This is a genomic window from Sinomonas terricola (assembly GCF_034931225.1).
GTDB classification, from domain to species: Bacteria; Actinomycetota; Actinomycetes; order Actinomycetales; family Micrococcaceae; genus Sinomonas; species Sinomonas terricola.
Genome location: NZ_JAYGGQ010000019.1, coordinates 17,414 through 29,207 on the forward strand (window position 1 = coordinate 17,414; position 11,794 = coordinate 29,207).

Consider the following 11,794-nt stretch of genomic DNA (forward strand, 5'->3'; position numbering starts at 1 on the left):
GGCGCGGCCGAGCGGAGCGAGGCCGGCGCTCATTAAGCCATGGAATCGAGAGAGGGGATCGGGAAGATGGCAGGAACACGGAAGTCGGCGGCGCAGCTGGCGGCGCGCGAGCGCGCCCGCGAGAGGGCGGCGGAGTTCACGCGCCGCAATGAGCAGCTGATCGGGCTCGCGGCCGAGTACTTCGAGGCCGAGCAGGCCGCCGATCGGATCCTGGCCGAGGCGAGGGAAGCGGCCGCGGCGATCATCGCCAAGGCCGAGGCCGAGGCCGAGCAGGCGGCCGGCCGCTCGGCCGGGATCGTGCGGGCGATGCTCGCCACGGGCGAGTCCCGCGCGGGCGTGGCCGAGCGGCTCGGAGTGAGCGCGGCGGAGGTCAAGCGCGCGGCCGAGGCGCCAGCTGCCGTCCCCGGCGCGGAGGCCGGGTCGGAGTCCGCGGGCGCGGCGGAGGGTCGCGAGGATGGGCGCGCGGAGGACGCGGCCTAGAAGAGGGTGGGGGCGTCCGGGTCGGCGCCGCCCATGAGGGCGGCGATGCGGCCCGGGCGCCCCCACCCGTGTGCGCGGACCTCGTCGCGCAGCGCTCGCGATCGCGCGGCGAAGTCGGCGCGGGGAAGTCCGCGCCAGCGCAGGGCGGACCCATTGGTGGCCCGCCCCTTCTGCGCGCGGTCGATCATGTTCTCCCGGTTCGTGCCCTCGTGGAGATGGCTCTCGTCCGGAGCGACGGCGGCGTGGACGCAGATCGGCACGTCGCAGTGGTGCATCACCTCGCCGAGCCCGGCGAGGGGATCGTCGATGCCCGCGAGCTCGCGCCCGTGGACGAGGGCGTAGGCGAGCCGGTTCGGCCGCAGCGACTTGTGCCGGCCGGCCTCGGTGTAGCTGAACCGGCCGTAGCCGTCATCGGCCACAGCGCCGGTCCAGATCCAGCAGTCATCCGGCCGGGGGCCTTTGACGACCTTGGCCCAGAAGCGCTCCTCGAGCACGCCGGTCACGTCAGGTCGGGGTGGTAGGTGACGATGATGATCGCCGAGGCGACGTAGGTCGTCTCGGCGCGGGCGCCGAGGATCCCTGCGGCGCCCGCGACGGGGGTCACGGTGTGGGACGCGACGTCGATCGTCCAGAGCTGCTCGCCCTCGCGCTCCAGGATGATGCCGACGTCCCGCATGTTCGCGTTCAGCCGGACGGTGAGCTGGTCGATCGCGGCCGCGACCGTGGGCTGTGGGTCGCTGACGGCGTTGACGGTCTCCCTCGTCGACATCACGCCCTCCGCTTCCACCGCAGCCGGGGCCGGGGGCCCCGGAAGCCGAAGGCCTCGGCCACGGCGAGGGTGATCGCCCACAGGGGAACGGCGAGCATCAGGCTGCCCAGGCCCTGCCACATCCGGGCTCCGTCGGGTGCGGCGAGCCCGCCGACGATCTGCCAGGCGCCCAGGCCGATCAGGTAGGCGAGGTTGAGCCAGGCCGCGATGTACAGGGGCAGCCCGAAGGCCCATTTCAGTCCGACGGTCGCCATCGCGCCTCCTTCCTCTCGCCTGCCATTGTGCCCGGGCGCGCCGACAATCAGATGCCGTGACGACCCCAGGCCCGGGTGCGCCCGATCTCGATGCCGTCCTGCCATGACCAGTCCTCTTCGTCCTCGGCGCCGGCTGCACGCGTGCGCTCGAGGGCGGCACGGACCCGCTCGCCCGTCGACAGGGCCGCGGCGGAGACGACGGCCTGCTCATCGACGCGGGCGACCGCACCGGCGATGACGTCAGCGGATGGAACGCCGCGGGCGTAGAGGGCGCGGGCGCGGTCCTCGCTGAGGCCGCCGAGGCTGATCAGGTAGTCCTGGGGGCCGACGCCCGAGGTGCTGACGGCAATCTGGGGCTCGTCTGGGTACGCTGCGGCAAGCGCTTCGGTGGCCTCGTCCGCGAACGCCTTCCTGTATTCGTCACGGATCTCGTCGGCGCGCTCGGGGTGCTGGGCGGCGAGGGTCTCGGCCCGGGCCCGGGCTTCGTCGACGAATTCCGCCGGGGCGGTTATGTAGCCGTCGAATCCGTCTGGGCCGAGGCTGTGGCGGTCGTATTCCGCTGCCCGATGGGCGGCGACGTCGGCGGCTACAGGTCGAGAGAGCGGGTTGCGCTCGCGCCATGCGTGCAGCTCGTCGGGGGCCTCATTGGAGATCTCGGCCCGCTCGATCGCCTTCTCGACCAGGGCTTGGGAGGGTATGCCGGCCTCGTAGAGCTCGCGGCCCCCGATGATCGGATAGGTGAGCATCAGCTGGTCGGTGTCGGCGACCGTGGCCTCGACTTGGGCGGCTTCGGGGTGGGCTTCGTGGATTTCCTCGGTGAGGGACCTCGCGAGGTGCGCCCGCATGATCTGCTGGACTGCTTCGAGCTCGTGCGGGGCGGGGCTCTCGCTGGCGAGGGCGCCTTCGGTGAGCGCGTCGATGCGCTCGGTGGTGAACCCAGGCTGGTAGACGTACGCCCATTCGCCGGCGGCGGCGACGATTGCGTCGCCATAGCTGAGCCGCCCGGCGTTGCGCTCCCGCCATTCGTGCAGCTCGTGCGGGGCCTCGGTGGAGATCTCGGCCCGCTCGATCGCCTTCTCGATCAGGGCCTTCGATGGGATGCCGGCCTCGTAGAGCTCGCGTGCCGACTGCGTGGGGTAGACGACCGCCAGCTGGTCCCCGCCGTCTACGACCGCCGCACTGATCTGGGCCTCGTCGGTCTCGCTGATCTCGCCCGTCTCCTGGTCCTCCTTGAGATACGTCTCGCCTATCTCGGCCGAGAGGGACTCGGCGACGAGCCTGCGCATGATCGCCTTGACGGCTTCGAGCTCGTGCGCGGCGGGGTCCTCGCCGGCAAGTGCGCCCTCGGTGAGGGCGTTGACCCGCCCGGCACTGAAGGCCGGGTCGAAGACGTAGCTGCGCTGGGTCGTGCTGAACATGAGGGCCTCCTCGAAGTCGGCCCGCCCGTGCTCGCGCGCGGGCCGGGTCTCCTCGGTGTTCCAGGACCGCCCGGACGCCAGCTGCGGGGCGAGCGGGGCCTTGAGGTCGTAGACCTCCAGGACCCGGTCGCCCCCGTCCCGGACCTGCTCTATCGCCCTCTGGGTGGTCTCGTCCTGCGCGTCGACGTAGTACGGGTACAGGTCGCCGCCGAAGCCGTCGCGTGCTACGACCATGAAGTCCATCCCCCTTTCGGCGCCTTGGTCGAACCACTCGCGGATCGTGGTCTGGTCTTGTGCCATCTGCTGTTCCTTTCACTCGGATAGGTGCGGTGCGAATCGGTGCCTGTGGGGTCATAGGCCGATGCGTCGTTCTCGGCCGCCGACTACGGGTCCGGATGCGCGGATGGGAGCCGCTGGGGCTCCCCTCCGTGCGCTCCGGTCAGAATGGGGGTTCGGTCTCGGCGCCGCTGCCCCAGCCCTGCTGCTGGCCGGCGCCGCCGTGGGCCCATGGATCTTCGTTCTGCCCGGGGCCGGTGTTCTGGGTTGGGCCCTGGCCGGCGCGCTGGTTGCGCTGGACCTTGGCGCTGGACCAGCGCAGGCTTGGGCCGATCTCCTCGACCTCGAGCTCGATGACGGTGCGCTTCTCGCCCTCCTTGGTCTCGTAGGAGCGGGACTTGAGCCGGCCTGTGACGATGACGCGCATGCCCTTGGCGAGGGTCTCGGCGACATTCTCGGCGGCCTCGCGCCAGATGGAGGCGCGCAGGAAGAGGGTCTCCCCGTCGACCCACTGGTTGGTCTGGCGGTCGAAGGTGCGTGGGGTGGAGGCGACGGTGAAGTTCGCGACGGCGGACCCGCTCGGGGTGAAGCGCAGCTCGGGGTCGTTGGCGAGGTTGCCGATGACGGTGATGGTGGTTTCGCCGGCCATGGTGGTGTTCTCCTTCGTGGTGGTGTTCGGGTCGGTGTCGTTCTCGGTGTGGTGGTGGAGCTCTGCGGCGAGGGCGTCAATCGCCTCGCGGTACGCGCTGTGGACTGCGGGGTCGGTGTGGGACCAGTGGCGGGCGGCGCGCAGCTGCTCGGCCGCGTGCTCGAGGGCGCGGACCTGCGGGTGGGCCGGCCGGCTCGGCTCGGCCGTGGCGGGGATGGGGGCGGGTGCCCCGTCGATCCAGGCCTGGTCGGCCTCTTCCGTGTACGGTGCCATGGCCGGGGTCCTAGGCGGTGAGCCCGAGGGCGGTCGCGAGGTTCTCGATCCGGTCGGGGCGGAAGCCGGCCCAGTGGTTGTGCTCGTCGACGACGACGACCGGGGCCATCGAGTAGCCGAGGTCTTCGGTGACGTACTCAAGTGCGGCGGGGACTTCGGTGACGTCGACCTCGCGGTACGCGATGCCCTTCTTGTCGAGGGCGCGCTTGGTGGCGTTGCACTGGACGCAGGCCGGCTTGCTGTAGACGGTGACCTGGGCAATGCCCTCGGGAATTGCGGTGGTGTTCATCGGTCTCAGTCCTAGGTTTCGTATTAATTCGGTTTCGTTCGTCTGGATTGACCGGGCCCCCTGCCCCCCTTGTTGTATTCAGTCTAGTTTATCGACGGGACAATTGGAAGGGTTTTCGGAAGAATTCAGAGATATTTTTCCGACCGGTCGCGTGATTTTCTGCAATTGCATTTCCGATGCGCATTTGGCGGCCGAGCAGCTGGTGGGCCCGTCATGTCCGGCCGCATGGCCACCACGGCGCAGGCCCTCGGAATGAAGCCGCTTTCGAAGCCGCCAGCCCGGGAGGGCGAGCCCCGGCACGGTCTTGTGCCGGATCTGGCCTTGGCCCTGTCTTAAGCCTGTTTCCCTGTCGACCGTCGGGAGGCGGGCCGCAATTCGTGCCCGAATTGCGAAATAATGCAGCGCTGGTCCGGCAATGCGGATTCGGGTAATTTCGGGTGCTGGGTGCGGGAATTTCCGAGCTGTGGTTCTAGTCACCAGATGGGGCGGCGCGAGTTGAGGATCTGCTGGCGCTTTCCTGTGACGGCGGCGCGTGTTCGGCCGGTGATGGCGACGACGTCGTCGATGCCGAGGTCTTCGCGTGCGGCGAGCTCTTCTTCCTCCGGCGGGCCTGCGTGGGCGCCTTGCGGCGTGGGCGGGCGGGCCTGCCGGGCGCGTCGCTGCCGGCCCGGGGGTTCTCGGCCCACCAGGCTTCCTCGGGCGGCAGGGTCCACCATGGGCCGAGGGCTGCGTCGAGGGCGTCGCGCTCGGGGCGGGTGAGGGTGTCCCGGGCGAGGCGGCGGCGCTGTCGGAGGAGCCAGCCGCCGAGGGACCGCTCTGCGGCCTCCGCTTTGAGGCCCGTCCGCGGGAGACGGCAGTGCGCGGCCTTGAATGCGAGCACTCCCTCGAGGCGGCGCCCGAAGTCTGGGCGCGGCTGCGAGGCGTCGTCGGTAGAGGTCATGGGTGTCTTTGAGGGTATCCGGAGACGGGAAAGCGGGACGGCACGGTCACCACAACCGCTTTGCTGCCGTCCCGCTCTTTTCCCGAACACCAATAGGGGGAAATCTGTGGGTGTATTCAGTTGGGCGGGGCGCCGCCGAGCTCTTGGGGGGTGAGCGTCGAGGCGGCGTCCCGCGTGTGCGAGTCTAGCCGAGGTCTTGGTCGTCGTCTGGGTTCCAGGCGAGGTCGGCGGGTCCGAGGCCGGCGTCTTCGCCGGTGAGGGCGCGCAGCTCGAGGAGCTGCTCGAGCTGGGTCTCCTCGGGGGCCTTGTCGGGGTCTTGGCCTTCGGTCACCTCTCTAGGCTATCGGCACAAGGCGGCATGGGGCTGTCCCCCGCCCTTCCGGGGCGGGGGACAGCCCTGGGCGGGGTCAGCGGTTGCGGTGGTAGGCGGTTGCGGGGTCCTTGGCGACGTCGGGGATCACGTGCATGCCGATGAGGCGGGCGAGGAGGGCGGCGAGGCGGTAGCCGGGGCTGTCCTGCTCGGCGCGGGTGAGCCAGACATGCGCGGCGCTGTTCATGCCCTTGTACCAGGCGATCCAGCCGAGCAGGGTCAGGGCCCCGGCCCGGTGCCCTGCCGGGGCGTGGGCGAGGACTCGGGTCAGGACGCGCTCGGCGCGCTCGACCCGTTCCCAGTCGGGGCGGATGGCGGCGTGGCCGAGCAGGAGCCGACACACGCGCTCGTCGGCGGCCCCGGTCCCTGCCCGGGCGGTGAGGTCGCCTGCGGTGGCGGCGATCATGAGGTCCCTGGCTGAGGGGTCGCCGAGGTCGGCGAGGATCTGCCATGCCTCGCCCTCGGAGGGCTCTCTGCCGGAGTCGAGCAGCATGGTCCACCATGCGGCGGCCTCGTCGGGGGTGTCGATCGGGGCGGCGTCGATCCGGGCTGGGGTGTCCTCGGGGCCGGCGAACGGGACATCGTCGGGCTCTTTCCCGTACACGGCCGAGCCGCGGTAGACGAGCTCGGCGTAGAGCGCGCTGTCGGTGACCTGTTCCCGGGTGCCGGCGGCGCGGTGGCGGAGCTCGGTCCAGCCGTCCGCGTGGACGCGGAACGCGAGGTACACGGTGAGGCCGAGCCTTTCGGCCTCTGCCGCGACGGCGCGCAGGAGCCGTTCGGCGTCCTCGGCGGGGGCGTGGGTGTAGACGGCGGCGATGATGCCTTCGAGCTTGGTGTCGGTGCGCACGTGGCCGACGGCCCAGTGCGCGCCGCGCTCGGGGTCTTGGAGGATGGGGGCGGCGTCGAGGCGGATGTAGACGCCGAGGGTGTCATCGCCGCGGACGGAGGCGGCGACGAGGGAGTCCTCGGGGGTGAAGCCGAGCCCGTGCTCGATCGCGGCGAGCATGTCGGGCAGGGTGAGCGCGGTGGTGGTCATGGCAGCTTCTCCTTGGCTGGTGTCCGGTCGTGTGGTGGGGCGGCCCGCCCGCGCGGAGCGGGCGGGCCGGTGTGGTGCTAGTCGAGGAACCCGGTGAACGGGCGGCGGAGGTCGTCCGGGAGGTCGGCCGCGTGCTCGGGGAGGTTGTGCGGGCCTGACGCCTCGCGGCGCTTCCAGCACGCGTGGGCTTCGGCGCTGATGGCCTCCCAGCACCGGGGCTGCTGGCGGAACCAGCGGCACTCGACGTCGCCCTCGGTGTAGGTGGCGCAGGCGTAGAGCGGGCCGCTGTCGTCGGTGTCGAGAGTGCGGGTGGCGACGATGATGTAGGGCCACTGGCCGAGGTCCCAGCCTTCGGCTCCCCACATGCCGGGGGTGTCCCAGCCGCGCTTGGTGACTTCTTCCATCCAGTCGTAGCCGCCGTTCATGTGGTAGTTCACGAGGACCGGGGCGGTGACGGGCTCGCGGGTGTCGACGGTGAGGACGGAGCGGGTCTCTTCGACGAAGGTCATGGTGGTTCTCTCCTTGAATTGGTGTTCGGTGGGCCGGGGAGCTGTGGTGGCCAGCCGGGGCTTCTCCCCCGCCCCCTTCGTTTTTCCGGCTGGCGAACTTGTTCGCTTGCGCCCGCCCGGGCCCGGCTACCCGCAGGGCGGTGCGCCCGGAAAATCTGCGGAGGAAACAAGCGGAGCGAAGCGGAGCGCCGGAGCAGAATTTCCGGGCGTGCCGGCCCCGACGAAGGAGGGGCTAGCCGGGCCCGGGCGGGTGCGCACAATCCGAAGGACAGCCGGAAACACGAAAGAAAACCCGGTGGGCGCACGGCGGCGGAGCGCAGCGGAGACGACGGGCGCCCACCGCACAGCCCGAGCGCAGCGAGGACCATGTCAGGGCGGAGCCCTGGGCCCTTGTCGGCCCGGGCCGGGCCGTGCTCCGGGCCGGAGCACGGGGCGCACGGGCCGACCGCGCCCGCGGCCCCCGAGGGGACCGCGGACGGACCCAGCGCCTAAGCGGCGTCCTCGGGCTCGGCGTCCTCGTCCTCGGCGGCGGCGTCCTCTTCGCCTTGGTCCGAGGGCTTGGCGTCGTCGGTGATGATCCGCTCGACGTCGGAGAGCGGGTAGCCCCACTCGGCGAGCTGGCTCAGGTAGAACCGGGCCCCATTGCCGGGGCGCCGCCACGCCTGCCGGTCCACGTTCTCTTCGAGCCCGGCGAGGGCGAGGGCGAGCAGGGCGACCTCGGGGCGTCCGGGGTGCGCGGCGACGTGCTCGGTGAGCGCGGCGCTGAGGTAGTCCTTCTCCTTCGCGACCCCGGCGAGCTCGGCGGCGAGGTCCGCCGAGCGGTCCCGGATCACGTTGTGGTGCCGGGTGTGGGCGACGGCGAGGAACCGTTGCCAGCCCTTCGGTGCGCTCTTGCGGGCCAGCAGCGTGCGGACCCATTCGCGGCGGACCGCCTGCGCGGCGTCCATGGCCTTGTTGTTGGCGATGAGCGTCTTGCGCTCGGCCTTCTGCTCCTCGGTCATGGGGCCGGACTGGCGGACCTCGCCGTAGGGGCTCTTGTACCGGTAGCCGAGTTCCTTCCAGCCGACGATGCCCGGCTCGCGGGAGATCTCCCCGTCTGTCTGGTAGAGGCGCAGCGCGACGGCGTTGGCCGCGTCCTCGGCGGGCTGGCTGCCCTCGGCGTCGACCAGATAGCGGAGGGGGAGCGCTTCGTCCGAGGCGTCGTAGCCGATGCGGGCCACCACCGTGAGGCCTTGGGCTTCGGCCTCGGCCTTGGCCTCCGCGAGGCGGGCGGCGATCGCGCGGTTGTTGCGGAGGCGCTGGGCGAGGTGGTCCAGCTGGTCGGGCTCGTCCGCGATCACGGATTCGAGTTCGGCGGTTGCCTCGGCGTCGTCCTCGAACTCGGCGAGGACGAGGGCTTGGTCGAGGGTGCGGCCCGCGCCGAGGGCGGCGGTCGCGGTGTCGTTCTTGCGGGCCTTGATGGCCCGCTCGACGGTGCCCTTCTCGGCCCCGGCCTTGCGCGCGATCTGCGCGGCGGAGACACCGAGCAGGGCCATCTGGTGGAAGGCCTCGGCCCGGTCGTGGTCGGTGAGGGCGCGGCGCTGGTCGTTCTCGGCGACCTGCGTCCCGATCCGGTCGGCCTCTTCGAGGGAGTCGGCGACGTACACGGGCATGGCGGTCAGGCCCGCCTCGACGGCGGCGAGGGTGCGGCGCTGGCCGTAGAGCACGCGCAGCGCGCCCTCGGCGTCGCGGTAGGCGGTGATCGCCTGGAGGACGCCGTTGGCCTTGACGTTGGCGACGAATTCCTTGGTCAGGTCCGCGTCGGCGCGGACGTTGGCGTCCACGATCAGCGTCTTGGGGTCGACGAGTTCGAGCGTCTGGGACATGGTTCTCTCCTTGAATTGGTGTTCGGCGGGCCGGGGAGCTGTGGTGGCCAGCCGGGGCGTCTCCCCCGCCCCTTCGTTTTTCCGGCTGGCGAACTTGTTCGCTTGCGCCCGCCCGGGCCCGGCTACCCGCAGGGCGGCGGCGCCGGAAAATCTGCGGAGGAAATAAGCGGAGCGCCGGAGCAGAATTTCCGGGGGTGCTGGCCCCGACGAAGGAGGGGCTAACCGGGTCCGGGCGGGTGCGTACAATCCGAAGGACAGCCGGAAACACGAAAAAGACCGGTGGGGGCACGGCGGCGGAGCGCAGCGGAGACGACGGGCGCCCACCGCACAGCCCGAGCGCAGCGAGGACCATGTCCAGGGCGAAGCCCTGGGCCCTTGTCGGCCCGGGCCGGGCCGGGCTCCGAGCCGGAGCACGGGGCGAACGGGCCGACCGCGCCCGCGGCCCCCGAGGGGACCGCGGGCGGACCGAGCGCCTAAGCGGCGTCTCCGCCGGCGCTCCTGTGGTCGGTGATCTCGTGGTACGGGGCCTTGTCGGTCCATGAGTAGCCGGTTTCGACGCTGACGGTCTTGGCGTTGGCGCGCACGACGCGCCGCCAGTGGCCGCGGATGCGTACGGCGTCGCCGGGCTTGATCGTCTCCCTGCTGTGGTTGGTGGCCTTGCCGGTGGCGATGTGCTCGGCCCGCACGCCCTCCCAGTAGGCGAGCTGGTCGCGGAGCTCCCCGAGGCGGGGGGCCGCGCTGCGGGCGCGGCGGGCCTTCTCCTCCTCGGTCGCGGGCCGGTACCCGCGCTCGGGGTCGTAGGTGTCATCCACGATCTGCCTCTCGAGGCGGCGGATGTCCGCACCCAGCTTCTCGATGCGGTTCGCCACGGTCTGGACGCTGTAGCGGGCTCCCGTGGTGCGCGCGGCCGTGGCGGCGCGGGCCGCGGCTTCCCCGGCTGCGTTCTCGGCCGCGACTGCCGCCCTCGTGCTGGCGTGGGCGCGCTCGATGGCGCGGCGGTGGCGTGCTTCGCTGTGGTGCCCGACCTTGATCGGCTCCCCGCCCTCGGGCAGGGCCTCGACGGCGGCCCGCTCCCTGTTCCAAGCTGCCCCGGCGGCGGCGGCGCGGCGGTCGGCCTTGGATTCCAGTGCTTCCACGCGGTCCTGCTGACGGGCGATCCTGTCGGCCTCGACCTCGGCCGTGCTGCGCGTCTCGGTGCTGAGGTCTGCCTCGGCCTCGAACCCGGCTTCGCGCAGCGCGGCGATGGTCCGGCGGATGACGTGCGTCTTGGGCAGGCGGTCCCTGCTCTGGGGCACGGGCCCTGACCCCGAATTGTGGACACGCCGGATCCGGCCACGGCATGGCCGGGGATTTCAGGATTGTCTACGACCATGGCCACCAAGAAGTACCCCGAGGAGTTCCGCCGCAGAGCGGTTGACCTGTACGAGACGACACCGGGGGCGACGCTGCGGGGTATCGCGGCCGAGCTCGGCATCAACCGCGATTCCCTCTCGACGTGGGTGAAGGAGCTTGGCAGCGGCGCCCGAGCGCCGAAGGAGACGGCCTCCACGGCCGCGGCGGTGCCCCAGGGGCGCCCTGAGACGCCAACCGCGCGCTCCGGGCGCCTGGCGGCGCGGGTGGCTGAGCTGGAGGCCGAGAACGCCCGACTGGCCACGGAGCGGAAGGCGCTGCTGGCGGAGCAGGACAAGCTCGTCACCGAGCGGGAGATCCTGCGCCTGGCGGCGAAGTATTTCGCGGGAGAGACGACCTGGTGAGCCGCTTCCAGTTCGTCGCCGACCACCGGAACGCCTTCGGCGTCAAGCGGCTGTGCCAGGTGCTGGGGATCCACCGGTCCGCGTTCTACCGGTGGCTTGGGGCCGCCGGCGCCAGAGCCGCCCGGGCCGCGGCCGAGGCGGCCCTGCTGGAGCGGATCCGCGCCGTGAACGAGGCCGATCCCGCGTACGGGTCCCCGAGGGTCACCGCCGAGCTGAACGACGCCGGGGCCCGCCCACGCCAGGGTGAACCGCAAGCGGGTCGCCAGGGTCATGCGCGAGCACGGGATCGCCGGGATCCGCCTCAGGCGCCGCCACCGCACCACCGTCCCCGACTCGGCAGCGCCCAGGGTCCCGGACCTCCTCGGGCGCGACTTCACCGCCTCCGCCCCGAACCAGCGCTACGTCGGGGACATCACGTATCTGCCGGTCAAGGGCTCCAAGCCCTGGTACCTGGCCACCGTGATCGACCTGTGCTCCCGCAGGCTCGCCGGGTGGGCGATCGCCGACCACATGCGCGCCGAGCTCGTCCAGGACGCCCTGACCATGGCCCGCGCGACCCGCGGGAGCCTGGCCGGGGCCCTGATGCACACGGACCACGGCGCCCAGTACACCTCCCGGTCCTACGCGGCCCTGTGCGCAGCCTATGGAGTCGCCAGATCCGCCGGTGCCGTGGGCTCGTCCGCGGACAACGCCGCCGCGGAGTCGTTCAACGCGACCCTCAAACGAGAGCTCCTCGCCGGGGCCAAGCACTTCCCCGACGCACCCACGGCCCAGCGGGCCGTGTTCCGCTGGGCCAACCGCTACAACACCACCAGAAGGCACTCCCGCAACGGACAAATGAGCCCCAACGCCTACGAACGCCACCTCGCCCTTACACTCGACGAGGAAGCCGCATAACCACCAACCCCCGTG

At 71.6% G+C, this 11,794-nt stretch carries 13 protein-coding genes and 1 pseudogene; 2 read left to right on the top strand and 12 right to left on the bottom strand.

From position 1 onward, the window contains the following. Positions 1–66: 66 nt before the first annotated feature. Positions 67–480 carry a hypothetical protein gene (locus tag SPF06_RS19525; protein ID WP_323280826.1) on the top strand — a complete coding sequence of 138 codons (414 nt, stop codon included), beginning with the start codon at positions 67–69 and terminating at the stop codon, positions 478–480. Here the strand turns inward: SPF06_RS19525 and SPF06_RS19530 are convergent. From SPF06_RS19530 to SPF06_RS19585, 12 genes are all read right to left on the bottom strand, one after another. After that, positions 477–983 carry a hypothetical protein gene (locus tag SPF06_RS19530; RefSeq protein WP_323280827.1) on the bottom strand — a complete coding sequence of 169 codons (507 nt, stop codon included), beginning with the start codon at positions 981–983 and terminating at the stop codon, positions 477–479. The genes SPF06_RS19525 and SPF06_RS19530 overlap by 4 nt on opposite strands. Beyond that, positions 980–1,249, bottom strand: coding sequence for a hypothetical protein (locus SPF06_RS19535; RefSeq protein ID WP_323280828.1), 270 nt, complete (start codon positions 1,247–1,249; stop codon positions 980–982). Before SPF06_RS19535 ends, SPF06_RS19530 begins: the two co-directional genes overlap by 4 nt. Continuing rightward, on the bottom strand, positions 1,249–1,503 hold the full coding sequence (locus SPF06_RS19540; protein ID WP_323280829.1) for a hypothetical protein: 255 nt from the start codon (positions 1,501–1,503) through the stop codon (positions 1,249–1,251). The genes SPF06_RS19535 and SPF06_RS19540 overlap by 1 nt, the downstream gene beginning before the upstream one ends. A 47-nt stretch (positions 1,504–1,550) precedes the next feature. Further along, positions 1,551–3,221 (bottom strand): hypothetical protein, encoded by a 1,671-nt coding sequence (locus tag SPF06_RS19545; protein WP_323280830.1) that lies wholly within the window; start codon positions 3,219–3,221, stop codon positions 1,551–1,553. A gap of 139 nt (positions 3,222–3,360) precedes the next feature. After that, complete coding sequence (locus SPF06_RS19550) at positions 3,361–4,119, bottom strand: single-stranded DNA-binding protein (RefSeq protein ID WP_323280831.1); 759 nt, start codon at positions 4,117–4,119, stop codon at positions 3,361–3,363. A gap of 10 nt (positions 4,120–4,129) precedes the next feature. Next, positions 4,130–4,408 (bottom strand): glutaredoxin-like protein NrdH, encoded by a 279-nt coding sequence (nrdH, locus tag SPF06_RS19555; protein ID WP_323280832.1) that lies wholly within the window; start codon positions 4,406–4,408, stop codon positions 4,130–4,132. Between the two features lie 469 nt (positions 4,409–4,877). Next, on the bottom strand, positions 4,878–5,348 hold the full coding sequence (locus tag SPF06_RS19560) for a hypothetical protein (RefSeq protein ID WP_323280833.1): 471 nt from the start codon (positions 5,346–5,348) through the stop codon (positions 4,878–4,880). Positions 5,349–5,532: 184 nt separating this feature from the next. Next, positions 5,533–5,679, bottom strand: a complete 147-nt coding sequence (locus SPF06_RS19565; RefSeq protein ID WP_323280834.1) for a hypothetical protein — start codon at positions 5,677–5,679, stop codon at positions 5,533–5,535. Between the two features lie 76 nt (positions 5,680–5,755). Beyond that, a complete protein-coding gene (locus SPF06_RS19570) occupies positions 5,756–6,754 on the bottom strand; it encodes a DUF4192 family protein (RefSeq protein ID WP_323280835.1) in 999 nt (332 codons plus the stop codon). Positions 6,755–6,831: 77 nt separating this feature from the next. Beyond that, positions 6,832–7,263 carry a hypothetical protein gene (locus SPF06_RS19575; RefSeq protein ID WP_323280836.1) on the bottom strand — a complete coding sequence of 144 codons (432 nt, stop codon included), beginning with the start codon at positions 7,261–7,263 and terminating at the stop codon, positions 6,832–6,834. Between the two features lie 488 nt (positions 7,264–7,751). Beyond that, a complete protein-coding gene (locus SPF06_RS19580; RefSeq protein ID WP_323280837.1) occupies positions 7,752–9,128 on the bottom strand; it encodes a ParB/RepB/Spo0J family partition protein in 1,377 nt (458 codons plus the stop codon). A 473-nt stretch (positions 9,129–9,601) separates the two neighbouring features. Next, the gene (locus tag SPF06_RS19585) at positions 9,602–10,423 is read right to left on the bottom strand and encodes a DUF3560 domain-containing protein (protein ID WP_323280838.1); all 822 of its coding nucleotides are present in this window, start codon (positions 10,421–10,423) and stop codon (positions 9,602–9,604) included. 75 nt (positions 10,424–10,498) lie between these two features. Between SPF06_RS19585 and SPF06_RS19590 the strand changes: the two are divergent. Continuing rightward, positions 10,499–11,779 (top strand): annotated as a pseudogene (locus SPF06_RS19590) (IS3 family transposase). The last annotated feature ends 15 nt before the right edge of the window (positions 11,780–11,794 follow it).

Bases quoted from the DNA above. Each gene is read 5' to 3' on its own strand.
- SPF06_RS19525 (WP_323280826.1), top strand. From the start codon at position 67: ATGGCAGGAACACGGAAGTCGGCGGCGCAGCTGGCGGCGCGCGAGCGC.
- SPF06_RS19535 (WP_323280828.1), bottom strand. From the start codon at position 1,249: ATGTCGACGAGGGAGACCGTCAACGCCGTCAGCGACCCACAGCCCACG.
- SPF06_RS19540 (WP_323280829.1), bottom strand. From the start codon at position 1,503: ATGGCGACCGTCGGACTGAAATGGGCCTTCGGGCTGCCCCTGTACATC.
- SPF06_RS19545 (WP_323280830.1), bottom strand. From the start codon at position 3,221: ATGGCACAAGACCAGACCACGATCCGCGAGTGGTTCGACCAAGGCGCC.
- SPF06_RS19550 (WP_323280831.1), bottom strand. From the start codon at position 4,119: ATGGCACCGTACACGGAAGAGGCCGACCAGGCCTGGATCGACGGGGCA.
- nrdH (WP_323280832.1), bottom strand. From the start codon at position 4,408: ATGAACACCACCGCAATTCCCGAGGGCATTGCCCAGGTCACCGTCTAC.
- SPF06_RS19560 (WP_323280833.1), bottom strand. From the start codon at position 5,348: ATGACCTCTACCGACGACGCCTCGCAGCCGCGCCCAGACTTCGGGCGC.
- SPF06_RS19570 (WP_323280835.1), bottom strand. From the start codon at position 6,754: ATGACCACCACCGCGCTCACCCTGCCCGACATGCTCGCCGCGATCGAG.
- SPF06_RS19575 (WP_323280836.1), bottom strand. From the start codon at position 7,263: ATGACCTTCGTCGAAGAGACCCGCTCCGTCCTCACCGTCGACACCCGC.
- SPF06_RS19580 (WP_323280837.1), bottom strand. From the start codon at position 9,128: ATGTCCCAGACGCTCGAACTCGTCGACCCCAAGACGCTGATCGTGGAC.